Annotated in this window: 25 protein-coding genes and 1 pseudogene; 2 read left to right on the top strand and 24 right to left on the bottom strand. The window is 61.8% G+C overall.

What is annotated here, in order from left to right; genetic code table 11:
• Positions 1 to 516: 516 nt before the first annotated feature.
• From E1748_RS18235 to E1748_RS31785, 4 genes and pseudogenes are all read right to left on the bottom strand, one after another.
• Positions 517 to 1,884: an AbiJ-related protein gene (locus tag E1748_RS18235; protein WP_133648566.1), complete on the bottom strand. Its 1,368-nt coding sequence runs from the start codon at positions 1,882 to 1,884 to the stop codon at positions 517 to 519.
• 10 nt (positions 1,885 to 1,894) lie between these two features.
• Complete coding sequence (locus E1748_RS18230; RefSeq protein WP_205965257.1) at positions 1,895 to 2,767, bottom strand: hypothetical protein; 873 nt, start codon at positions 2,765 to 2,767, stop codon at positions 1,895 to 1,897.
• A complete protein-coding gene (locus E1748_RS18225; RefSeq protein ID WP_133649423.1) occupies positions 2,755 to 3,837 on the bottom strand; it encodes a type IV toxin-antitoxin system AbiEi family antitoxin in 1,083 nt (360 codons plus the stop codon). Before E1748_RS18225 ends, E1748_RS18230 begins: the two co-directional genes overlap by 13 nt.
• A gap of 153 nt (positions 3,838 to 3,990) precedes the next feature.
• Positions 3,991 to 4,112, bottom strand: a pseudogene (locus E1748_RS31785) (DUF2274 domain-containing protein); the annotation flags it as partial.
• Positions 4,113 to 4,244: 132 nt separating this feature from the next.
• Here E1748_RS31785 and E1748_RS18215 point away from each other — a divergent pair.
• Together E1748_RS18215 and E1748_RS18210 are read left to right on the top strand one after the other, a co-directional pair.
• On the top strand, positions 4,245 to 5,360 hold the full coding sequence (locus E1748_RS18215) for a HigA family addiction module antitoxin (RefSeq protein WP_133648565.1): 1,116 nt from the start codon (positions 4,245 to 4,247) through the stop codon (positions 5,358 to 5,360).
• Between the two features lie 10 nt (positions 5,361 to 5,370).
• A complete protein-coding gene (locus tag E1748_RS18210; protein WP_133648564.1) occupies positions 5,371 to 5,859 on the top strand; it encodes a hypothetical protein in 489 nt (162 codons plus the stop codon).
• Positions 5,860 to 5,872: 13 nt separating this feature from the next.
• Here the strand turns inward: E1748_RS18210 and E1748_RS18205 are convergent, their stop codons facing one another.
• The 20 genes from E1748_RS18205 to E1748_RS18110 form a co-directional block, all read right to left on the bottom strand.
• Positions 5,873 to 6,139: a DUF2274 domain-containing protein gene (locus tag E1748_RS18205; RefSeq protein ID WP_133648563.1), complete on the bottom strand. Its 267-nt coding sequence runs from the start codon at positions 6,137 to 6,139 to the stop codon at positions 5,873 to 5,875.
• Positions 6,136 to 7,428 (bottom strand): TraB/TrbI/VirB10 family type IV secretion system protein, encoded by a 1,293-nt coding sequence (locus tag E1748_RS18200; protein ID WP_133648562.1) that lies wholly within the window; start codon positions 7,426 to 7,428, stop codon positions 6,136 to 6,138. Before E1748_RS18200 ends, E1748_RS18205 begins: the two co-directional genes overlap by 4 nt.
• Positions 7,415 to 8,422, bottom strand: a complete 1,008-nt coding sequence (gene trbG, locus E1748_RS18195) for a P-type conjugative transfer protein TrbG (RefSeq protein ID WP_133648561.1) — start codon at positions 8,420 to 8,422, stop codon at positions 7,415 to 7,417. The genes E1748_RS18200 and trbG overlap by 14 nt, the downstream gene beginning before the upstream one ends.
• Positions 8,419 to 9,126: a conjugal transfer protein TrbF gene (gene trbF / locus E1748_RS18190; protein ID WP_133648560.1), complete on the bottom strand. Its 708-nt coding sequence runs from the start codon at positions 9,124 to 9,126 to the stop codon at positions 8,419 to 8,421. The genes trbG and trbF overlap by 4 nt, the downstream gene beginning before the upstream one ends.
• A gap of 12 nt (positions 9,127 to 9,138) precedes the next feature.
• Positions 9,139 to 10,494, bottom strand: a complete 1,356-nt coding sequence (trbL, locus tag E1748_RS18185; protein ID WP_133648559.1) for a P-type conjugative transfer protein TrbL — start codon at positions 10,492 to 10,494, stop codon at positions 9,139 to 9,141.
• Positions 10,491 to 10,781: a hypothetical protein gene (locus E1748_RS18180; RefSeq protein WP_133648558.1), complete on the bottom strand. Its 291-nt coding sequence runs from the start codon at positions 10,779 to 10,781 to the stop codon at positions 10,491 to 10,493. The genes trbL and E1748_RS18180 overlap by 4 nt, the downstream gene beginning before the upstream one ends.
• 5 nt (positions 10,782 to 10,786) lie before the next feature.
• The gene (gene trbJ, locus E1748_RS18175; RefSeq protein WP_133648557.1) at positions 10,787 to 11,515 is read right to left on the bottom strand and encodes a P-type conjugative transfer protein TrbJ; all 729 of its coding nucleotides are present in this window, start codon (positions 11,513 to 11,515) and stop codon (positions 10,787 to 10,789) included.
• Positions 11,512 to 13,938 carry a conjugal transfer protein TrbE gene (gene trbE, locus E1748_RS18170; RefSeq protein ID WP_133648556.1) on the bottom strand — a complete coding sequence of 809 codons (2,427 nt, stop codon included), beginning with the start codon at positions 13,936 to 13,938 and terminating at the stop codon, positions 11,512 to 11,514. The genes trbJ and trbE overlap by 4 nt, the downstream gene beginning before the upstream one ends.
• A gap of 10 nt (positions 13,939 to 13,948) precedes the next feature.
• Positions 13,949 to 14,218 (bottom strand): VirB3 family type IV secretion system protein, encoded by a 270-nt coding sequence (locus tag E1748_RS18165; RefSeq protein ID WP_133648555.1) that lies wholly within the window; start codon positions 14,216 to 14,218, stop codon positions 13,949 to 13,951.
• Positions 14,215 to 14,583, bottom strand: coding sequence for a TrbC/VirB2 family type IV secretion system protein (locus E1748_RS18160; protein WP_133648554.1), 369 nt, complete (start codon positions 14,581 to 14,583; stop codon positions 14,215 to 14,217). Before E1748_RS18160 ends, E1748_RS18165 begins: the two co-directional genes overlap by 4 nt.
• The gene (trbB, locus tag E1748_RS18155; RefSeq protein ID WP_133648553.1) at positions 14,580 to 15,593 is read right to left on the bottom strand and encodes a P-type conjugative transfer ATPase TrbB; all 1,014 of its coding nucleotides are present in this window, start codon (positions 15,591 to 15,593) and stop codon (positions 14,580 to 14,582) included. Before trbB ends, E1748_RS18160 begins: the two co-directional genes overlap by 4 nt.
• Positions 15,590 to 16,054 (bottom strand): CopG family transcriptional regulator, encoded by a 465-nt coding sequence (locus E1748_RS18150; RefSeq protein WP_133648552.1) that lies wholly within the window; start codon positions 16,052 to 16,054, stop codon positions 15,590 to 15,592. The genes trbB and E1748_RS18150 overlap by 4 nt, the downstream gene beginning before the upstream one ends.
• Positions 16,051 to 18,054: a conjugal transfer protein TraG gene (locus E1748_RS18145; protein WP_133648551.1), complete on the bottom strand. Its 2,004-nt coding sequence runs from the start codon at positions 18,052 to 18,054 to the stop codon at positions 16,051 to 16,053. Before E1748_RS18145 ends, E1748_RS18150 begins: the two co-directional genes overlap by 4 nt.
• A gap of 220 nt (positions 18,055 to 18,274) precedes the next feature.
• Positions 18,275 to 18,508 carry an EexN family lipoprotein gene (locus E1748_RS32100; RefSeq protein ID WP_420819341.1) on the bottom strand — a complete coding sequence of 78 codons (234 nt, stop codon included), beginning with the start codon at positions 18,506 to 18,508 and terminating at the stop codon, positions 18,275 to 18,277.
• A gap of 8 nt (positions 18,509 to 18,516) precedes the next feature.
• Entirely contained in the window at positions 18,517 to 19,461 is a 945-nt protein-coding gene (locus E1748_RS18135; protein WP_133648549.1) for a LysR family transcriptional regulator, read from the bottom strand.
• 30 nt (positions 19,462 to 19,491) lie between these two features.
• Entirely contained in the window at positions 19,492 to 20,814 is a 1,323-nt protein-coding gene (locus E1748_RS18130; RefSeq protein ID WP_133648548.1) for an MFS transporter, read from the bottom strand.
• A gap of 135 nt (positions 20,815 to 20,949) precedes the next feature.
• Positions 20,950 to 21,744: an alpha/beta fold hydrolase gene (locus E1748_RS18125; protein ID WP_133648547.1), complete on the bottom strand. Its 795-nt coding sequence runs from the start codon at positions 21,742 to 21,744 to the stop codon at positions 20,950 to 20,952.
• Complete coding sequence (locus tag E1748_RS18120) at positions 21,744 to 22,274, bottom strand: carboxymuconolactone decarboxylase family protein (RefSeq protein ID WP_133648546.1); 531 nt, start codon at positions 22,272 to 22,274, stop codon at positions 21,744 to 21,746. Before E1748_RS18120 ends, E1748_RS18125 begins: the two co-directional genes overlap by 1 nt.
• 44 nt (positions 22,275 to 22,318) lie before the next feature.
• Positions 22,319 to 23,047 (bottom strand): SDR family NAD(P)-dependent oxidoreductase, encoded by a 729-nt coding sequence (locus tag E1748_RS18115; protein WP_166653586.1) that lies wholly within the window; start codon positions 23,045 to 23,047, stop codon positions 22,319 to 22,321.
• Positions 23,044 to 23,334, bottom strand: coding sequence for a putative quinol monooxygenase (locus E1748_RS18110; protein WP_133648544.1), 291 nt, complete (start codon positions 23,332 to 23,334; stop codon positions 23,044 to 23,046). Before E1748_RS18110 ends, E1748_RS18115 begins: the two co-directional genes overlap by 4 nt.
• Position 23,335 lies beyond the last annotated feature (1 nt).

The following is a 23,335-nucleotide window of genomic DNA, read 5'->3' as shown; positions in this document are numbered from 1 at the left end:
CGCCATCGGGAAGTGACAGCGGATACGAAAGGCACTTCGGTACATCATTCGATCGTGCATCGGTGACACAAGCACAATCAAACAAAGCGGTATCAAGGGGACAGGAATGATCGACATGAGCGATGCCAGATTGCATCTCCACGTCGTCATTCCTGCAAGGCACTACAGGGATGAAGTCAGCTTTCTCAGGAACACAAACCATGGCCACAAAAGCAAAGCATCAAAAAGCCGGCGTCGCCAGGAACGACCTGGAAAGATCGCAGATCACTCCCACTCGATCATCAACGAGGCTCGCAAGTCCACATGGTTAAAGGGATTTGCAGTGATCGACATGGGCCTTTACCGTCGCTTTTACCGTCAGGAAAACATGCTCTTTTCTGGCGCGGGCTGCGGGACGATTTGCGGAGCGCCGACCCATCATCAATCAGCTTCAATCATACCGAATAGGCGGCAAGACTTCAGGCTCTTCTGCACTGCTCTCCAAGGAATTGCCTGTGTTAGCACGAGGTTGTGTTGTCAGCTCGTCGGAACACCGTAGCGCTTGAACAGCGCGTCGAAGAAGCCCTTCACATCCGCCTTGGCTGTAGGTGCCTGCAGCTCCGCTGCCCCAAAGCGAAAGACTTCATATCCAGCAAGCTTGAGTTCGCGGTCGCCTTTGACCATCTGAGCATAGCGTTGCACGTCGGCGTACCCGGCGCCGTCCGCGTAGTGGTGCTTGCCGTCCACTTCGATGACGACCCGCACGCCCTGTGGTAGCAGCAACAGGAAGTCCATGCGAAAGCGCAGCAGCGCATCCGGTCCCCGCTCCTTGGCCGTGCGTGGGTCCCAGTGAAGCCATACTTCCGGCAGCAGTGCGGGCAGGTTCGGCACGGCGCCGCGGAAGCCCTCGAAGAAGGCATCGAACAGCAAGGACTGCGGCGGGGAATTGCGGGGCAAGCTGGCCCTGAGACGTGCGTACAGCGAGCGTTTGGCCTGCGTGGCATCGGCAATCCGCTCGGTATCGCCCCACCACTGCTGCAGGTCATTCCAGCGCAGTCCGTCGTTGCCGATGGGACGGTCATAAACAAGCACCTTATCGGCATTGGTGACGATCTCGACGTCGTTGTCCAGCGCGTCGCGGAAACGTAGGTCAGGCTTGTCGGGTGAGGCGAAGATGAGATTCTTCGGGCGGCCTTTGACCGCCGCGTGCAACGAGACCATTGAGAAGACTGGGTAACCTCCCTCCGAATCCGTCTCGCGCAGCTCGACACCGCAATTGCGCAGCGACTCGTTGACGCAAGCAACGAAGTGGCGTTGCGCTGCCTCGTCGGGTCGCACGTCGGCCGAAGCAAGCCCCTCAAGAAACAGCGCAAAGCGCCGATCGGAAGCGTCGTAGGCGCCCAACTGGTCGAACAGCGTTTCAGCAGACCAGTCCTCCGGATTCCGATGGACGTGCTGCTGAATGTCCGCGCGCAACCCGCTGGGCTTGCCGCCCAGCAAATTAAGCCAGTCATCGGCATCCAAGATCCACAACTGCTCCAGAAGATCATCGAATCTGCGAGCATCCCCATACAGCTCTTCGCTGTTGAGTCTTCGAGCTACCTCGCGCCGATACCGCTTCGGGATCGGCGGACACCCGCTGTCACTCCAGAGAATGTCCTGAATCTGGTTGCGCGTCGTGGCATTGGGTGGATGGCGAACCAACAGCTTGCGTGCAACCGCAGGCAGATCAGCGTCGGCGGCCGCCTCGAAGCTGAAGGTCATGCGGTCACGCTTGGAGCCGTCAGCGGCGGGCAGCGGCAACCCCAATTCCTCGCAAAGCGTCGGCAGCATGGTATGCGTGCCGGCGTCTTTTAACGCCATGATGAGCGGAGCCAACAGCGAGCGAAGTTGCACGTAGTCCATTGGGTGCGATTCAAGCGCGCAGCGTCATGACGCGCAACAGCGCGTCGATCTGACCGAAGGCATCCTGCTGCCACTGCTCGGGCGTACGATCACCCAGCGCATGTGTGTCTTCGACGAAGCGCCTCACACAGGTCGGCCCGTATCCCTCAAAGGTGTCGAACTTCTCCGCGATGTAGCGGAAACCACGTTCGCCGCTTGGATGAACCAGGAGCGGCTGACATTCCCGCGCCAGCGCGTCGATCCCCTCGGGGTAGTTCCGCACGCAGTAGTAGATGTCGTAGGCATCCTTCTGCTTGTAGCGGCCCGCCAGTGCGTGGCCCTTCATCGCCAGCAGAGCCGGGATGGAACACACCGCGATCTCCACACGGTTTGTCCCGCCATCTGGCATCGCCCCTGTCACCGCCACGAGTTGATAGAAGCGCATCGCCAGATCGGCGCCATCCGCCCGCTGCACGGCAAAGTCGCTGATCAGGGGCGGATCGTTCTTGACGATCTCGGCGTCGCGGGGCATCAAGAAATCGACCACGACATCGATTGCTTCCCCGCCATCTTGCGCGGGAACCTGGCGAACCAGTTGGAAACGCCGAAGCCCCTCGCGCTGAGCATATCCATGGCCTTGAAGCGCACCGATCAAGGTGGCGTACTCACCATCGCCGAGTGCTTCTGCGTCCAGCCCGACGTCCACGTCGAGCGTGCCGACGTGGGGCATGTCCTCGCTGGCCAGCAGCAGCCAAGGAACCGCGCCGCCGACGATGGCGAACTTGCCTTTGAAGCTGCCAAGGATCTGCCCGATTTCGATCAGCACGGACTTCACCGCCGCAGTTGTGCGGTCGTCGTACTCGGCCGCCGACTGCGGTTCCTGTGGAGGTGTCATTTGGGCCATGAGAGTCGTTCCTGTCGCAAGTGGTTCGCCGCCTCGGCGCCACGCTCGCCGGCAATGGAGAGATCGAGGTAGGTTTGAACCGCGCTCGTGCAGATCGCACCTGGCGCTGGCTCAACGGTATCGGCGAGGAGTCCCAAGTCCTTCGGCATAGTGACGACCACGTTCTCCCCTTTCGAGCTGGGCGTGAGCTTCAACGCTGACTTGAGCTTGCGCAGGCCTTCGTCGTCGGCGAAGAAGTAATGCGAGCCAGTGCGCGCATATGGAGAAAGCCACTGTGCGGCCGAAAACGATGCGAAGGTCGCGCGGCCAGGACCGTTGTCCGCGCGCAGAGCGCTTCGAGCCGCATCTTCAAGTGCGCTGCCATGCAGTGGCGTGTAGAAGCGCAACCGCTCACCGGCTGGTGCTGCGTAACTCTCGCGCCAGGCGTCCAGCAGTGCATCGGGTTCCGTGAGAACCAGGCCATCGTCCGAGGCGCGTGCCCATTCCCGATCAATCAAGCCGGTGCGCACATTGCTGACGTGTCCAAGACTGACCCCTGAGATTTCCGACAACTCGGTGACCCTCCATGCCCGGCGTGGCTCACGCAGCATAGCGCGCAGCACCTGCGCAGATTTTGGCCTGAACAGTGACTTGAGTTCGCGCTGCTCGGCCACCGGCCTGTCCGCCACTGCGCGTTCGATGAACACGCCACCGAACGCGATCCGGGCATTTCCTTCCAGGTCGAGGTAGCCGACGCCCTTCTCTTCGCACATCTGCCTCACTGCCGGTGAGATGTAGGGAGCAATGAAGACGGGCGTCGCCGCGGGGACTCGATGCGCAACGTAGTTCCGCAACTCCAGCAGCGCGGACCTGGCGTATCGCGGTTGCCCGTTCGACTTGTACTCGCAGATAAGTAGGTGCGGCCGTCCGTCAACGAGCAGCCGCGCGATCAAGTCGGGCGCCCAATCGCCGGACATGACTTCGGCGTCGATGCCTTCGACCTGCAGGATCGGCACCTTCTCAAGCACCTTGCGCAATGCTTCGCCAGCACGGGACTCATCCTCTTTCATCAAATTTACCTCTTTCAACATTTGCTGAAAGTAGCACATTTTATGAAATCTGCGCACGAATCTAGCCAAAAAGCCCGTTTCAACAAATGCTGAAACAGGACATAGCACTGAAATTTCAAGGTCGTTGGGGCAGCAACCAGGCCGTGCGACAACGATGCCTATCCGAAATCCTTGCTAAAGATTAGCCCCTGCTCCCTTCTTGAACCCTCGATCTCCCGCCATGAACGCCTCCAGCATGTGGGGATCAGCGTCGTCGCATCGACCTCTTCGCCGTAGGTCTGCGAATGCATGACCGCGTTCGCGACTCGCCTCCTCGACTCGAACTCGGACTGGAACTCGGTACTGCGCACAAATTAGTAGCGCTTGCCTATGCATGGGCGCATTCAAAAAAACTTGCGAAATTTCGAAATTTCGCTAGAATCCGCTCCATGGATGAATACAAAACCCCCGGACAACTTATCGAGGCCCTGCTTAGTGAACGCGGCTGGACACAGCGACTATTGGCGGCCGTTCTCGACATAAGCGAATCCACGACAAACAAGCTGATTTCAGGTAGCCAGGCCGTAACCGCAGAGATTGCACTGGCGCTGGAAGAGGTATTTGGCGTTCCCGCCGAACAGTTCCTGAACCTTCAAAAAGATTACGATTTGGCGCGGGCTCGTCTCATCGTTCGGCCGGACCAAGGCCGAGCAGCACGCGCAAAGCTTTTCAGCGGCCTCCCCGTCGCCGATATGATCAAGCGGGGCTGGCTTGATGCTACCGACATAAGGAATATGCCCGCAATGGAAGAGTCGCTTGCCAGATTTTTTGGGGTGCCTTCCATTAGCGAAATCGATTTTTTGAATCACGCAGCCAAAAAAACTGATGTTGGCAGCGATACGACGCCGTCTCAGCTTGCTTGGCTATATCGTGTAAAGCAGATCGCCAAAGAAATTCTTGCGCCTCCCTATAACGTAGAGCGCACAAGAATGGCCTTGCCTAAATTGAAGTCCTACCTGAGCGCACCGGAAGAAGCTAGGCACGTCCCGCGTGTGCTTATGGAGTGTGGCATCAGGCTAATTTTCGTTGAAAGCCTCAAGGGATCGAAAATTGATGGTGCTTGCCTTTGGCTCAACGAGAAGTCGCCGGTTATTGGCATGACCTTGCGGTATGATCGCATGGATAATTTCTGGTTTGTGCTACGCCATGAGCTGGAGCACGTTCTCCAAGGTGATGGGCAGACTAAACCTATGCTGGACGTGGATCTAAGTGCCGATCATTCGATAGAAAACGAAGAACGCATTGCCAACGCGGCAGCTTCCGAGTTCTGCGCACCCAAAGCAAAGATCGACAGTTTCATCGCTAGAAAAGCCCCTCTTTTCCCCGAGAGGGATTTCCTAGGCTTGGTAAAAATTCTTGGCGTCCATCCAAGCCTTGTTGCTGGGCAAATTCAGTTCAAAACTGGTCGTTATGAACTGTTTAGAGGGCATTTGGCAAAAATCCGTGCGTGTGTTTTACCAAATGCCATTGTCGATGGATGGGGCGATATTGCCCCGGTCAGTTGAGTAGCCATTCATGACACGAAACGAACAGTATCAAGCGTTGATGCAACTCTATAAATCGGAGACCGGAAATAAGGTCGTCGATATGGATGCGATGGCGGACTGGTGCATCGGTCGCGGTGTTACCCTTCCAAAACCGAAGTCGGCGCGTGATCTTCTTGTCGCTCAGCTTTCCGATGCCGCAAGAGCTGAATATCGCCAAGATCCGAAGACGGGCTTGTCGTATCGGGCAAACCATGCCCTACGTATGACTAAGGCGGATGGTAAGCAGCTTACCCTTTGGGTGGACATCGAAGACGCTACAAGACCACAAATGCTCCTGTCGTTGACCAACCGTCGGCAGCAAATGGTTGGCGACGCCGTTCACCTTAAGATCGATGAGATGATCTGGAACAACCACCACCCAGATGAAGCTCCAATTCAGCAGGTAATGGACTTTACGGAAGACGTCGAGGAGCGATTGAATTCGCCTGGTTTCGGCTCGAATGATGCTGCCGCCTAGCGCTTAATAGTGCCTACGATGAATCTGCGTCGAGCCTTGCAAGTCGTCGAGGCGCCTCGGAGGCCATACTTTTTCTGAACCCTCGATCCCTCGCCATGAACGCCTCTAGCATGTACGGGATCAGCGTCGTTGCATCGACCGCTTCGCCATAGGTCTGCGCGTGCAGCGCGGCGTAGCGATCAAGGTCGGCTTTGAGTCCCGCCGAGCATGTACAAGTCAACTTGACGGTTTGTGTATCGGGCAGCGGCCCCAGGCGCAGCTTTTTCGTGGACGTGCTCATGGCATCGGCCCTCGCTGGACAAAGAGCGGCTGATACGGCCGCAGTATCAGATCCTTGTTCACCATTACGTTGACCTGGAACCCCGGCCGTACTGTCAGTGTCGGCTGGATGCTCAGGTCGCGGCGCGTGATTTCCTGACCGACCTGATTGGCCGTATCCTGCGAGCTATCGCGCAGCGCGATAACGGTATTGCCGTTGGCACTGCCCTGATTCGAGACAGCCAGCTCGGAGCCGACGCCGAGCATCGTCGACAGCACGGCGCCCGTCAGAATGCGGCCCCAATGCCAGTCCACGCCATCCTCCAGCCCGGCATACCCGGCCGGGTCGATGCCGGGCAGCTTATTGAGCGCGATCGACGAGGTATCGGGTAGCACCAGGCGCAGCCAAACCAGCAGCACACGTTGCTGCCCGAACGCGACCTGGCTGTCGTAACGGCCAATCAGGCGCGAACCCTGCGGGATCAGCAGATAGTGGCCAGTCGCGGAGTCGTATACAGGCTGCGTCACCTCGGCGATGATCTCTCCCGGCAGGTCGGAATTGATGCCCGTCACCAGCGCGGCCGGAATGATCGTGCCTGCCATCACCGTGTAAGGCGAAGCCGGCGCCTGCAAGCTGCCGGTGTTGCTGGTCGCCGCATCGCCGCCTTTCGCCATGAACGATTCCTTCTGGTCCTGCCGGTTCTGGATCGCGGTCGGATCGTTGGGCTGCGCAGCCGTGGATGCCGGCCCGGCGCCCATCGGATTGAACGAGCCAGCCGCCGCATTGGCTATCGGCATGGTGCCCGCAGACGTGGCGGTTGCATCGGGCTTGCCGGCATCGCTGCTGGTGTGGAAGAACACCGCCGACCGCGCAATCTCGTCGGCCGTGCGCTGCCGATCAACACTCTCCGCCGATGGCCCCGGATTGACGTTGCCACCTGGTAGCGGCGGCATCGCCGACGCTGCGCCCCAGTCGCCGGGAAGCGGTGGCCCGAGTTGCGGCACGCTGGCCGGGGCCACCGGTGCGGGTTTCGGAGGTAGTTTCGAATAGTCGGCCGGCAACTGGTCGAGGTCGTCGGCTTTGGCGATCCGATCGACGTTATAGAGATTGGTCTGGTCGCCTGAGCCGCGCCGGCCCTTCGATTGCAGCGCCCACATCGACGCGCTGGCGACGGCCACCGCGAGCAGCGTGGCGCAGACGCCCAGCGTGCGGCGGTTGAGCCGCGTGACCGCACGCGGTGCGGCGCGCAGCGCCACGCCCTCGGGCGCGATCTTCGGCGCGGGCTGCGTTTCGTGATCAGTCGTGTCCATGACCGGCTCCCGCAGCCACGCCGTCAGTGCGCTCGATGCGTACCACGGCGGCCTTGTCGCCACCCAGGCGCAGTTCGGCCGCTCCGAACAGGCGATCCACGATGTCGTAAGGTGCACGGAAACGGTAGTTCACCAGTTCGCCCTTGCCGTCGGGGCCGACCACGAACAACGGCGGCAATTCACCCTGCGCGATGCCGGCAGGGAACTGAATATAAACGTGCTGCCCGTCGTCGAAGGCACGTACCGGCTTCCACGGAGGACTATCGCCCGTAATCGCATAACGGAAATGCAACTGGTCGAGCGACAGCCCTTCGGCCGCCGGTGTCTGAGCATCGGCGGCCCGCCCCTGGGCCTGCAAGGCCAGCATCTCGTCCTTCGGATATTCCCACGACACCGACGCCATCCAGGCTTTCGGGGTGGACGTGAGTTCCAGCAGATAGGCGCGCCGGTTCGTCGTGATGACGAGGTTCGTCTTGATCCCCGCGCGCACCGGCTTGACCATGACGGTCACGCGCCGGCTCGCGCCGCTGCCGCTGGCCGTGTCGCCCACGATCCATTGCACAGTGTCGCCGGCGGCAACCGTGACCAGTTCCTCGGTCGGCTGCAAGCTGATGACGGTCACGCGGCCAGGACTCGTATAGACCTGATACAGCGCGCCATCGGAGAACGGCCAGACCTGGATCGCGTTGATGTAGCCGTCGCGCGTCGGCACCACGCTCGCGTCGGCGTTGGCCTGCTCGACGCGCGCCTTTGCATCCGACGGTTCCGGTGCCGGCTTTGCATCCGCGCTGCTGGGTAATGGCTTCATCTGGTCCGGCAGCGGCAAGGGCTTCGGCACTTCCACGACCGCAACCGGCTTGGGCGGCTCGGGCAGCGGTTGCGCCTTGACCGATTCGTCTAGTGAGATCGCCGGCGGCGGCTTGCCTTGCGTGGCGCAACCAGCAAGGCCGCCAGTCAGGGCGAGGAAGGCAATGGCAGTGATCGACGGTTTCATGACTTCTTCGCTCCTTCCGGTGCGTCCAGGTCGCGGCTCCAGGACAGTCCGTTGATGTAGATACCGAGGGGATTACGGCGCACCTGCTGTTCGGTACGCGGTGTCTGCATGACGAGGGTGAGCATCGCGGTCCAGTGCTCGGTGCCGGTCGGCGTGCCGTCGTTGAAGTGCTGTTCGGTCCAGCGCACCTGGAACGAGGCGTCGCTCACGCGCACCACGCTGGTTACGTCAATTGATATGGAATCCTGACCGATGTGGGCGAACGGATCGTGGGCGCGCGCGTAATCATTCAGCGTGGCAGCGCCCCGATCGGTGGTGTAGCCGTAGGCTTCGAGCCAGTTCTGCCGCACCACTACCGGGTCGATCGACAGCGAACGCACGTCGGTCACGAAGCGCGCCAGGTGATACGCGATCTGCGCATCGGTCGGCCGGTACGGCGTGACGGCCGCGCCGATTGCTCGCACCTGCCCGGCGTGATCGACCTCGACCACGTAGGGTGTTACGCGCGACTGGCCGGATTGCCAGACGAGGCCCGCGGCCATCAGCAGCGCGAGGCCCAGGCAGCCGAATGCCATCAGCCGCCAGTTCTTCGCCTGCACGCGCGCGCTGCCGAGGCGGTCATCCCATACCTGTGCGGCGGCCTGATAAGGCGTGGCAGGCGCAGGTGATTCGCTGTAGCGCACGCCGGGTCGTGTAAAACGCATGGCTCGCCTCCCTTACTCGTTCGAGGAATCGTTGATGTCCGGCGCAGCCCCGCCGCCGCCGTGGTCGCCCGAGCGCACGACATGCGCGGCCGTTGAAGCGCCATGAGAGATGTGCTGGCGACGTTGCAGGCGCTTGGCCCAGTCAGGCTGCTTGTCGGTCGATGCTGGCTGTGCGTCGTCGGCAGCCGGCGACGACGTGGATGCGGTGCCTGCCGTTTCAGGCGAGGTGGACGATGCGCCCGTGCCTGCGCCGGCAGCGGGCGCTACGCGATCGCGTATGGCTCGCGCAGCGGCTGCGCCCCGTTCGCCGGCGGCCTGCGCGCCGCTGCGCGCGACGTTGGCGACGCCCGCGCCGAAAGCACGCGCGCCCGTCGCACCGGATGCGGTCGCGCCGGCGCGATAGGCCGATGCCGCGCCGCTGGCTGCGCGCGCGGTGCCGACCGTGCTGCGTGCTGCGAGACGTGCGCCGGCGGCCACTGCCGCGCCGCCTGTCGCTACGGCGGCACCGCCGGCGACGGCGAGGCCTGCTGCGCCCAGCGCCGTGCCGGCGGCAGCGCCCGCGCCGAGTTGGGGTGCGCCGGATACCAGCCCGGTCGCAATGCCCGGCCCGAAGATGCCGAGTCCGAGCATCGTCAGCGAGGCGAGCATGACGGCGAGTGCGTGGTTCAGCGAGGGATCGGCCCCGGCCGGCGTCTGGAACTGCCCGAAGATCGTCGAGCCGATGCCGACGATCACGGCGAGCACCAGCACCTTGACGCCCGACGACACCACATTGCCGAGCACCTTCTCGGCAAGGAAGGCGGTCCTGTTCCAAAGCGCGAACGGCACCAGCACGAAGCCCGCGAGCGTGGTCAGCTTGAACTCGATCAGCGTCACGAAAAGCTGCACGGCGAGGATGAAAAAGCTGATGACCACGATGATCCAGGCGAGCAGCAGGATCACGATCATGTCGATGTTGCTGAAGACCGCCGTGATGCCGTTAGACATCGTGCCGACCTGTTGCAGGATCGGCTGGCCAGCCTGGACGCCGATTGCGGCCAAACGTCCCGGTTGCAGAAAGTTGCCAATGCTCAGCGACGAACCTGTGGCGAGCAGGCCGAGGCCCACGAACGAGCGGAACACGATGCCCGCGAGCGTGTTGAAGTTGCCGATGATGTAGGCGAAGGCACCGACGTAGAGCGTCTTACGGATCAGCTTCGCCAGCACTTCCTCGCCGCCCATCGCCCAGAACAGGCCCGCGAGTGTCATGTCGATGACAATCAACGTGGCAGAGAGATACGCGACTTCGCCATGCAGCAGGCCGAAGCCCGAGTCGATGTACTGCGAGAAGACGGCCAGGAACTGGTCGATGATGGAAAGATCGTTCATGGCCGATCTCCTTGCGACGCCTCGAAGCTCGCCGGAATCGGCGGCAGCTCGGCGAGTGTCTGGTACTCGCCGGCACCACCCAGGCCGAGGAAGAAGCGCCGCGCATAGGCCGCGTCCACCACGCGACAGGTCCCTCTGTCCATGTGTGCGTGTGCAACGGCACAGCGATGGCGCAGCGCATAGAGCCGCTGCGGATCGTGCGCGAGTGCATCGACCGTCCACGCCGGTTCATGCCGACCGCAGGCGGTCAGCGTCACGATGGCGAACACGATGAGCGCGCGACGCATGGCGGTCAGTTCCCGTAGAAGCTCACCGACTGCGGCGTGTATTGCGGGCCACTGCCGATGAAGCGGGTACGGACCTGCTGAGCCTGCGCCTCGTCGGCCGCAGCACGCGCCTGGTCCAGCGCCGTCGCGCGCTGCTGCGAGACGGTGAGCTGCTGCGACTGCATGGCCTGACGCGCAATCAGTGCAAGCAACTGGTTGGTCGCCTGGCTCGCCTGCAAGGCACCGACCGCACCCTGGCTCTGCGTGACAAGACTGCTCAATACGCCCTGGTCGGACAGCAGGTTTTGCGCGGCCTGTGACTGCATCTGCGTCGAGGTCTGCAACGCCTGCACCGAGGTCTGCCAGCGCGTCTGCGCGTCCTGCACCATTTGCGCGTTGCTGGTGCCGGCGCCATAGGACGACGGATACAGCCTGTTGAACGTCGCCTGCGACTGCGCGACGTTGAAGGTCAAGCCCTGTGCCTGCGAGATCAACTGGTTCGTCGTCGCCAGCGTGGACAGCAACTGCGACAGCGAATTGAAGTTCAGGCTCGTGAGATTGCGGCCCTGATTGACCAGCATCGTCGCCTCGTTCTGCAACTGCTGGATCTGGTTGTCGATCTGTTGCAGCTCGCGCGCGGCGGTCAGCAGGTTTTGCGAGTAGTTGGCGGCATCGAACACCGCCCATTGCGCGAAGCATGTGGACGATGCCGACAGCAGCAAGGTCGTGACGACGGCCAGCCTGGTCTTCTTCATGGCTGAATCTCCGTTGAGGTGAGGAACGAAGGCATGAGGTCGGCGGCCCAATCGAGGCCGCTATGCCGCAGCCAGGCTCCGGCGAAGCCGGGCGTACCCGCGTCGAGCCACACGCGGTCGATGTCGCGCTGGTCCTGCGGCGTGGACGCACCAACAAATGCGAGGGTGGCCGGCCCCAGGTCGAGATCGAACAGGCGATTGCCGAGGCGCGACTGGTAGTAGTAGTCGCGCTTGGGTTCGGCGGTGGCGACGATCTCAATCTGCCGGCTGTTCAGGCCAAAGCCTTCGTAGATCGTGCGAATCTGTGGCTCGGTCGCCTGCGGGTTCGGCAGGAAGATGCGGCTCGCGCAGCTCTCGATGATCGCGGGCGCGATGCTCGAATCCTTGATGTCGGCGAGCGACTGCGTGGCGAAGATCACGCTGACGTTCTTCTTGCGCAGTGTCTTGAGCCACTGGCGGATGCGCGCGGCGAACACCGGGTCGTCGAGGAACAGCCAGGACTCGTCGAGGATCAGCAGCGTTGGCGCACCGTCGAACCGTTCGTCGAAGCGCGCGAACAGGTAGCCGAGCACGGCGAGCACCGCCGCCTTGCTCGGCATCAGTTCCTCCATCTCGAAGCCCTGCACGTCGGCGCTGCCGAGCCGGTCATGGTCGGCATCGAGCAGACGTCCGTGCGCGCCGCCGAGCACGTAAGGCGCGAGCGCCTGACGCAGCGCATTGGACTGGAGCAGCACCGACAGGCCCGTGAGCGTCCGCTGTTCGACGGGCGCACCGGCGAGGCTGCCGAGCGCGGACCAGACGGTCGCCTTCTCTTCGGGGCCGATGGCAATGCCTTCGTGCAGCAGGCGGCCTTCGACCCATTCGGCCGCCCAGGTGCGGTAGTTCTCGCGGTCGATGCGCGCGAGCGGCTGGAAGGCGATCGCACCATCGGAGCCGAGGTCGTAGTGCTCGCCACCGAGGCCGAGGATCGTGGCGCGCATCGAGCGACCCATGTCGAAGGCAAAGATGCGCGAGCCGCGATAGCGGCGGAACTGCATCGCCAGTGTGGCGAGCAACACCGATTTGCCCATGCCGGTCGGGCCGACCACGAGCGTATGGCCCACGTCGCCGATGTGCGTCACAAGACGGAACGGCGTGTCGCCATCGGTGCGTGTGACGATCAGCGGTGGTCCGTCGAGGTGTTTGTTCTTCTCCGGCCCGGCCCACACTGCCGACAGCGGCATCAGGTGGGCCAGGTTCAGCGTCGAAATGCTCGGCTGCCGCACGTTGGCGTAGGCGTGGCCCGGAATCGACGACAACCATGCTTCGACCGCATTGAGTGTTTCGGGGATCGTGACGAAACCCCGGCTCTGGATCGTGCGCTCCACTCTCCGCCGTTTTTCGTCGGCTGCTGCGGCATCCGCGTCCATGACCGTGACGGTCGCGGTCACGTAGCCGAACGCCACCTGATCGCTGCCGAGTTCCTGCAAGGCGGCGTCGGCATCCATTGCCTTGTTGCTCGCGTCGGTATCGACGAGCGGCGATTCCTGCTGGAAGATGGTTTCGCGCAGTAATGCAATGACGTTCTTGCGCTTGGCGAACCATTGCCGGCGCAGCCGCGTCAATTCCTTCTCGGCTTCGGCCTTGTCCAGACAGAGGAATCGCGTGGACCAGCGGTAGGCGAAGCCGAGCCGGTTAAGGTCATCGAGCAGACCCGGCCAGGTCGAGGTCGGAAAGCCGCGTACCGTCACGACGCGCAGCTGCTGGTCGCCGAGCATCGGCGCCAGGCCGCCGATCAAGGCTGAGTCGGCCAGCAGCGCATCGAGATGGAACGGCACCTGCGGCAATGCCAGCGGAAAGCGCCGCGTCGAGATGGTCGCGTGCAGATACGTAAGCGTCTCGCCGTCGTCCAGCCAGGCGATTTCCGGCATCACGCCATCGAGCAGGTCGAACACCCGGTCGGTTTCGGCGACGAAGGCAGCGAGCCGTTCGCGCCAGTCCACGCCGGACGTGGGTGTGTTCTCGTACAGGAGCTTCGCGGCGCGTGCGCGCGATTCTTCTGGCGGCAGATATACAAGCGTCAGGTGATAGCCGCTCTCGTAGTGACTGCCGGTCTGCTCGAACGCGGCGCGGCGCTCCTCGTCCACGAGCCATGACAGAGCCTCGGGAAAATCCGAGCGCGGATAGTCGGCGGCCGGTCGGCGCTCGGCATCGATGAACAGAGCCCAGCCCGATCCCAGGCGGCGCAGCGCGTTGTTCAGGCGCGCGGTCGTGGCGATCAGTTCGCCTTGCGTCGCGCTGTCGAGGTCCGGTCCGCGAAAGCGTGCCGTGCGCTGGAAACTGCCGTCCTTGTTCAGCACCACGCCAGGCGCGACGAGTCCGGCCCACGGCAGCCAGTCGGCGAGCATGGCGGGACGCTGGCGGTATTCGGCGAGGTATAGCATGGCATCGACCTCACACGTCCAGCAGCGACTTGTGCTTCAGATGCCGCACGAAGACCTGCATGAACTGCGGGTCGACCTTCGCACCCCACACCGCGAGCGAATGGCCGATCAGCCACAGCGCGATGCCGGGAATCCACAATTGCAGGCCGAGTCCTACGGCAGCGGCGAGTGTGCCGTTGGCGATCGCCACGGTGCGTGGCGCACCACCCATCAGGATCGGCTCGGTAAGCGACCGATGCAGCGGCACCTCGAAGCCCGGCAGGTTGGCGTCGATGCTCATACGACGGCTCCGCCGGAGAAGCTGAAAAACGACAGGAAGAAGCTCGACGCGGCGAACGCGATCGAGAGGCCGAACACGATCTGGATGAGACGGCGGAAACCGCCGCTCGTGTCGCCGAAGGCGAGCGTGAGGCCCGTTACGATGATGATGATGACGGCGACGATCTTGGCGACCGGCCCCTGGATCGAGTCGAGGATGGATTGCAGCGGCGCTTCCCACGGCATGTTCGAGCCGGCGGCCTTGGCCGTGCCGGTCAGCGCCAGCATCACGACGGCCAGCATCAGCCCTTGCCGCGCGGGCTGGAACAGCCTGCGAAGGCGTGCAAGCGGATTTACAGAAAAGCGCAGAACATGGGCGTAGCTCATGAGAGTTCTCCTGGGGCAAGCGAAGACGTGGCGGGACGAGATGGCGAAGGAATCGCGTCGCAAAGCTGGTAGCCGGCGGTATCGAAGCCGGTTACGCGGGCGATGCGCTCGATGCGGCGACGACGACCGCGGCCGGCGATGTGGATGACGACGTTGACGGCCTCGGCGATCAGCGCGCGCGGCGGGTTCACGGCGACTTCAAGGATCAGTTGTTCGAGGCGCAGCAGTGCGCCCAGTGCGGAGCCGGCATGGATCGTGGCGATCCCGCCGGGATGGCCGGTGCCCCAGACCTTGATGAGATCCAGCGCTTCGCCGCCACGCACCTCGCCGACGATCACGCGGTCGGGCCGCAGGCGCATCGTGGCGCGCACCAGCTCGGTCATCGACACGACGCCGGCGCGCGTGCGCAGCGGTACGTGGTCGCGCGCCGTGCATTGCAGTTCGATGGTGTCTTCGAGCACCAGCACGCGATCTCCGGTCGCAGCGATCTCCGCGAGCAAGGCATTCGCGAGTGTGGTCTTGCCGGTACTGGTGCCGCCCGCGATCAGGATGTTCTGCCGCTCGCGTACCGCGTCGCGCAGGAATACAGCCTGTTCGACGGTCATCATGCCGTCGGCGATGTAGCGATCGAGCGGGATGACGCCGACCGCGCGCTTGCGCAGCGCGAAGGCCGGGCCAGGAGCTGCGGGCGGCAGGATGCCTTCGAAGCGTTCGCCGGTTTCCGGCAGCTCGGCGGTCAAGAGCGGCTGGCCGCGATGCACTTCCGCGCCAACGTGCGCGGCGACCAGGCGGATGATGCGTTCGCCATCTGCTTCGGACAGCTCCGCGCCCATCGGTGCGCGCCCCGACGACAGGCGGTCGATCCAGAGCGTGTGGTCGGGGTTGAGCATGATTTCCACCACGTCCGGGTCTTCGAGCGCAGCGGCGATCAGCGGCCCCATCGCCGTGCGCAACATACGGATGCGCCGGTCGAGCGACGTGGACGCGAAGGATTGAGGCTGCGCGCTCATGAGGCGCGCTCCTGTGCTTCGGCCTGCGCTGCCGCGTCGTCCAGCCGTGCGGCGTCGGGGTTCAGCTCCTCCACCACTTCTCGCACGAGACTGCGCCCGCGCATCAGGTGGCGGCCGAGCTGTTCGACGAACTGCTCGAAGCGCGCCTTGCCCTGCGCGCGAGCGGCATCCTGGTGAGCCTCGGGAACCGGCGTGCTGACCGTCAGGAAGTAGCGGACGAACAGCGCCAGCGTTTCGATCTCGATGTTCTGGTCACGCTCCAGCTTCTCGAACTGGCGGGAAAGCCGGTCGAGCCGTTTAGCAATCGCCGCCTCGCGCTGGTCGCCCGCGTCGGGTGAAAGCCAGGACGCGAGTGCCGCCGCAACGATCGACGACTTCGACACGCCTTTCTTCGTCGCCAGCTCGTCGAGGCGTTTGGCGTGCTCGGGCGCAATGAACAGGTTGAGGCGATACTGGCTCATAGCTGGAGTCCGTCGTCGTGGTCGAGGGACGCCAGCCGGGCCGTGCGTTGCATGGCCGGGTCGAACTGGCGAGGGAGCGGCAGCGGCAGGTCGTCGTCATCGAGCAGCGCGAGGTCGCTGTCGGCGAGCTGCGGTTCGGGGCTGTACTCGGAGGCTTCCGACAGCTCCGGTTGCCTGCGCGGTCCTCCGTCGTCGGCCGTGTCGGCCTCGCTGCCGATCGGGTGTGCATCGACCGGCGCCGTTGGTACGACTGGAATAGCCAGACCACTCCAGTCGTTCGGCCGCAACGGCGGCGTGTCGGTGTAATGCCCGACCGCGAGCGTGGGAGGTGGCAGCACGCGACGTTTGAAATTCGCGTCGGTGTAGTAGCGCAGCTTCTTCGCTTTGATCGGCGCCAGGCTGGACACCATCACCACGGCATCGTCAGGCGGGAACTGCATCACTTCGCCCGGCGTCAGCAGCGGTCGTGCGGTTTCCTGCCGCGACACCATCAGGTGCCCGAGCCACGGCGCGAGCCGGTGGCCGGCATAGTTGCGCTGCGCGCGCAGCTCGGTCGCGGTGCCGAGCGTTTCGGAAATGCGCTTGGCCGTGCGTTCGTCGTTGGTGGCGAACGTCACCCGGACATGGCAGTTGTCGAGAATCGAGTGGTTCTGGCCGTAGGCTCTGTCGATCTGGTTGAGCGACTGCGCGATAAGGAAGCTGCGGATGCCGTAGCCGGCCATGAACGCCAGCGCCGTCTCGAAGAAGTCGAGCCGGCCGAGCGCGGGAAACTCGTCGAGCATCAGCAACAGCTTGTGACGGCGCGCGATGCCGTCGCTACCATCGAGCGATTCGGTCAGGCGCCGGCCGATCTGGTTGAGGATCAGGCGCACCAGCGGCTTCGTGCGGCTGATGTCAGACGGTGGCACGACGAAGTACAGCGAGACTGGGGATTCGGACGCAATCAGGTCGGCGATGCGCCAGTCGCAGCGCGAGGTGACTTCGGCCACCGTGGGATCACGGTACAGTCCGAGAAACGAGATGGCCGTGGACAGCACCCCCGATCGCTCGTTGTCGCTCTTGTTGAGCACTTCGCGCGCGGCGGACGCAACGACTGGATGCGGTGCATCGTCGACGTGCCGCATCGTCATCATCCGGTGCAGCGTCAGCTCGAATGGACAAGCCGGGTCGCTGAGGAAGTTGGCGACGCCGCGCAGCGTTTTGTCCTCGCCCGCATAAAGCACATGCAGGATCGCGCCGACCAGAAGCGCGTGCGAGGTCTTCTCCCAATGGTTGCGGCGCTCGAGCGCGCCTTCGGGATCGACCAGGATATCCGCAATGTTCTGCACGTCACGTACTTCATGCGGGCCGCGCCGAACTTCGAGCAGCGGGTTGTACGCGGCCGACTTCGCATCGGTCGGGTTGAACAGCAGGCAATGCGAGAAGCGCGAGCGCCAGCCCGCGGTGATGGCCCAGTTCTCGCCCTTGATGTCGTGGATGACGGCGGATGCCGGCCAACTCAACAGCGTGGGAATCACGAGGCCCACGCCTTTGCCTGAGCGTGTGGGCGCGAAGGTCAGGACGTGTTCGGGACCATCGTGGCGCAGGTACTGACCGTTATGCAGGCCCAGAAAGACGCCGGCGGGTTTGTCCAGCCCGGCCTTGTGGATGTCGCGGGTGGCGGCCCAGCGTGCCGAGCCGTATGTAGCAACCAGACGCGACTGCCGGGCGCGCCACACCGACATGCCGATGGCCACCGCTGCGGCGGTGATGCCGCTCATGGCTGCGATGGCGCCGCCCTTGAGGAACAGGCGCGGCGCATAGGCGTCGTACCAGTACCACCACTCGAACAGGCGCCACGGGTGATAGACCGGAATGCCAAGGCAGTCGAACCAGGGCGAGCCAAGGCGTAGCTGGTAGCCCAGGTGTGCGGCGGTCCATTGGGTTGCAGCCCAAGTTCCCGCAACCACGATGCCGAACACTGTCAGCATCTGGCCGAACAGCACACTGGTCCCGTTCATACCTGCCTCCGACTTTCTCTTGCGTCACGCAGCGAAAATGTGCCGCGTAGCCAGGAGCATCGGTGCCGTGGTCAGTGCCGGTCAAAGACCGTTATGGCAATCAAGAAGATCAAAAGAACATGTTCTCCGGCGTGAGAGAGTCGCGTCGTATCGCAGTGCAATCGCGCGTGTAACGGCGTAAGGCACAACAGATCGAACGATATGTCGCCGAGCCAACGGATCAGAACTTCGGAGCGTCTTTCGACGGTGTGTACTGCGGCCCCTTACCCACGAATAATCGATGTCGTGCCTGAAATGCGGCATTGCACTCGGTCGCCGGTATCTTCGCGTCGCTATTCGTACATTGCTGTTCGACTTCACGCAGAGCATCGGGGTGAGCAACTAGCCATTCCACCGTATCCGTTGGAACTGATTTACTGCAAGCGCTCAATACCAAGACAAGCGCAAGCAACATGAACCTGTTCATGGCTCAACTTCCTCCGAAGCGCTGGAGTCAGGTTGAACAGCGGGTTTCAACGTCGCCGAGGGGCCGAGGGTACTGATTCTCTCGATGAAACGGTTCAGTTCCTCAGATGGCTCGCCATGCGGGCGCAGAAGATATGTAATAAGCATCGGTGTCTGGCCTGCCAATGGGCGAGCCACTACGCCCGGCTCGCGGCCAGCAGCGATCTGCGAGGCACCGGCCAGACCAAGAGCGAAGCCCGCCGCCACCAATGCCATCATCAAATCGATGGATGCAACCCGTTCGGCGATCAACGGTTCTTGATCGACTTGGCGAAGCACGCGTTCAATCTGTCGTGCGTAACCTTCGCAAGCATGGGGATCTGCCAGCGCCAGCGGGTAACGCAGCACCTCTTCCAGAGGCAAACGCTTATGCATTAGCAAAGGATGGCGAGCTGGCACCGCAACCATAAGAGGATCATTCCAGACGGCCTCTGCAATGAGACCGTCGCCCACCTCGTCTGACCGGGAAAATCCTACGTCGTATAGGTCATCGTGCAACCCTCTGATTTGTTGCGACAGCGGAACCTCAAACAGACGTATCTCTATCTCCGGTTCCTCTTGTCTACACAGCGCTAGGAAAGCTGAGAAGCGTGATGGTGGAATGCCATCCGAAAGCGCAACCCGCAACTGGCCATAAAAACCGTTAGCCGCAGCTTTCACACTATCGCGAGCTTGCTGCAAAGCTGTGAAAACGCGCGGCACATGCTCCAGAAATAGCTGTCCTGCTCGAGTTAAACGCGTGCTGCGCGATGTCCGAACGAAAAGCTGTACCTTGAGATCTTCTTCCAGCTCTTTGATAGCCCGAGACAGCGGTGACTGCTCTATGTGTATTTTCTCCGCTGCGCGCGCGAAGTGAAGTTCCTCGGCGACGGCAAGGAAATAGCGCAGATGTCGCAGTTCCATATTCGAACTCTATGCTGCGCTATCACAACGTCAGCGGCAGATTGGAATCGTACTACTGGACGATGTGCGTTCTTCTACAGCTAGTTCTAGAAGCGGCAAACAGCCTATCAACACCACATTCAGCACCGCAATCGCCGAGAGAAAATACGCACCCGCTGGCGGTCCCGCTTGCAGGTCTCCCAAGACTCTGACATTCGGCGCGAGAAAACCACCCATTGCCCCGATTGAGGTGATGACGCCGAGACCCGCAGCCGCGCGTCGCCCCTTCAGGTAAGCGGTGGGAAAAATAAAATAGATAGGTTGAAGCGAAACAATAGCGGCCGTAGCAACACATAGCCCGCCGAATCCCAGTAGCGGGCCCCATGCACCGCTTCCAAGCACCAACCCAACCGAACAAAGCGCAGCCAGCGATGTAGCTGTCCAGCGTCGTTCGCCCGCTCGGTCGGACCATGCTGGAATCGTTAGGCAAGCGAGCAACGCACACAGCCATGGAATGGCGCTAATCGTGCCTACTTCGAGTCCCACTTTGCGGCCCAACATGCCTGCGACTTGCGTCGGCAGATAAAAAGTCACACCGTATAAGGCAATCTGACTGATGCAAAAAATCAGGGCGCAGTACAGCACCTTTATATCGAAAAGCAGTTGTAAAGCCCCGTGTCCCACAGATTGAATTAGCGCTGATTCATCCGCGATGACCTGCTCCAGCGCCTGACGTTCATCGGGTTCAAGCCAGTCTGCCATTGAGGGCCGGTCGTCCAGATACCAGAACGCGACTGCGCCTACCAGACAGGCCGCAAGCCCTTCAACCAGAAACATCCACTGCCACCCATGCAATCCGCCGAATCCATCGAGGTCGAGCAAAGCGCCTGAAACAGGACCACCAACGATAAATGACAGGCATAGTCCGACGTAGAAATGCCCCATTGCCCGTCCTCGCGTCTGCGAGGGAAACCAGTAAGTAAGATAGAGAGCCACGCCAGGAAAGAAGCCTGCTTCCGCGATTCCAAGCACGCACCTGAGTACATAGAAACTGTACGTACCTCTTACGAACAACATGGCGGCGCTCGCAAGGCCCCATGTGATCATAATGCGCGACATCCAGCGACGCGCACCGACACGATGCATTACCAGATTGCTTGGAGTTTCGAATAGTGCATACCCAATGAAGAAGAGACCAAGGCCCATCGCAAAGGCACGATCGCCGATTCCTGTGTCGGCCTGCAACGCCGTCTTCGCGAAGCCGACGTTCACCCGGTCCAGAAAAGAGACGAGAAACATCAGTACGAGAAAGGGCACGATACGACGGATCGATCGGGAAAGTGCGCGGTTTAGTGGATCATCGCGTTGGGTCATGCTCGTCTCCGAATTGTTCACTGCTTTCTTTAAGAATCGATCGCAGAGAAACAACTCTGCCAGAGCTATCCGTTTGCCTTGATGATCGTCATCGATGAAACAGATTCGTTCGACTTTAAAGAGTCTCGCGTAGATTTATCGCGAGTCAAGAAAAGACAACAGATGCGTATTGATCACCTCTGGCCGCTCGAGTGGCGCCATATGCGAAGCCTGTTCGATGATATGCAACCGCGAGTCCGGGATACGGTCGTGCAACTGCCGCGCCGCTGAAGGTGGTGAACTCGGATCGAATTCCCCCACCAGAATCAACGTCGGACAGGCAATCCGGTTGAGACCATCGACGAGATCCAGCTCCGCAATCATGTCCCACATTGCGCCATGGATCGCGGGATCATCAGCAAGCAAGGTTCTCGCGACGCGGTCGATCAGGTCCGGACGACGCGCTCTGGTTTGACCGGTGAACCAGCGCTCGAGAGTGGTTTGCAACACGGCGTGCATGCCACTGCTTCTCGCGGATTGTGCCCGCAGCCGCATCGCTTCACGTGCTGCCTCGGCAAACGAAGCTGCGGTGTCGATCAGCGTTAGCGACGCCACCTGCTCTGGCCTCGTCATCGCAAGCTTCTGGCTAATCATGCCGCCGACGGATAACCCGACAAGATGGACGCTCGTGACGGCACTTCCAGAAACGACTTCCGCCAGACCAACAGCGGCCTGATCGAGCGTCCAGTCTTCGGGCCGGCCCGCACTACGTCCGTGGCCTGGCAGGTCATAGGCAATCACATCGTATCCGTCACATAGCGCTTCGATCTGATTGTCCCAATAAGTCAGGTCCAGTCCGACAGGATGGACCAGCACAACGGGGGTACCGCCGCGCGGCCCCGTCCGTATTGAATGGATCGATGAATTGTTCGTTTCTGAAGAGTGCGTCATTAATGCTCCGTGGACCAGTCGTCGGGCTCATCATCGAGTTCGATCTCGAGCGTTGCAATGAATCGCGCCACCATCATGTAGTGGCCAACTAGCAGGACCAGCGTTGCAACATCGCGATCCGACAGCGTGTTGCGCGCCTGCGAGAACGTCTCGTCGGAGACACGCGTGCGCGTGACGCATTCGTCGACGAAACGAAACAGCGCTGGAAACGGCACAGGTAGCCGGGAGAAATCACCTGCTTCAATCTGATCCAGTTCGGTGTGACTCCAGCCGCTCTTTAGCGCCTGCCCTTCATGTTGCATACGTTCGTATGCACTATTGCAAAGACTCGCGACGCGCAGAATCGCGCCTTCACGAATTTTCGGGTCGAGGCCAGATGATCGCAACGCATTGGCGAGATTGGGCAGCGCCCGTGAAAGCCGGCCTTCGGTCAGTAGCAGACCCCGGGTAAGGTTAGACGGAAACCTGTCGAACTGTTCGCGCTGCTCAGCCGTCATGTTCTTTTCCTGCACCAGCGGTATCCTGGACATAGATTCCTTCATCTGAATGTTGAAACCTCGCAAGCCGGATGGGCTCAGGTCATGAACCTGCCGGCATTGATATGGATCGTCTGACCGGTCATGTATTCCGTTTCGATGAGCATGTTGAGCGCGGGCCACAACTCATCGGCCCTGCCAAGCCGACTCAGTGGCATGTTCTCGACGGGCGGCAGCGCCATTTCGCTAACGATATCGCTAGCGAACAATGCAGGTGCCAGTGCGTTCGAGGTAATGCGATGCGGTAACAGGTAGGTCGCGTAGTAATGCATGAGCCCTTCGATTCCCCCCTTCGAAGCCGCATAAGCCGCTGAGACCAGTCCACCCGTGCGCGCGGCGAGCGATGACATGAAAATCAGCCGGCCTCCGCCCTGCCGTATCATGTACGGCACTGCTGCCTGGCTCACCATGAACGCCGAAGCCAGATTGATTCTGAGCACGTCTTCGAATTGCGTTGCATCGAGCCCATTCAGTGCGACGATCCGTCCGGCGCCCGCGTTATTGATCACGCAATCGATCCGGCCGAACGCTTCCATTACCGATTGCATCAACGCGTCCACATCGCTTTGCTCGCTAACGTCAGCATGTACCGCAACGGCAATCCCTCCGGACGCCTTGATCTCCTCCACGACCGCCGCTGCCGCAGAGCCGCTGCTTCGATAATTTACGGCCACTGCGAATCCGGCTCGAGCCGCGTCCAGCGCGATCTGTTTGCCGAGTCCTCTCGACGCGCCCGTCACGAGTATGGTCTTGCGCGAGTTGTTCACTCGACCTCCAGGCGCTGATAAAGCGCGTATTCGTTGTGTGCGCCAAGCGCCCCAATCAATCCGAACCAGTCGGCGACATGCTGCGAAGCCACGTGCGCATCAACGGCAGCTTGATCCCTGAAGTTCTCATACCAGACAAATCGCGAAGGATCATCGTGCTGCTGGTGGAGGTAAAACTCGATGCAACCGGGCTCATCGCGAGTCGCCGCGATAAACGCAGCACTCGCAGCGATAATCTGGTCTTCGGTGCCGGCTATGCATCGCATATGAGCAACGATTGTGATCATT

Origin of the sequence: Paraburkholderia flava (assembly GCF_004359985.1) — a bacterium.
Taxonomy (GTDB): Bacteria; Pseudomonadota; Gammaproteobacteria; order Burkholderiales; family Burkholderiaceae; genus Paraburkholderia; species Paraburkholderia flava.
Note: the sequence above shows the minus strand (reverse complement) of the source record. Positions and strands in the feature narration are given on the sequence as shown.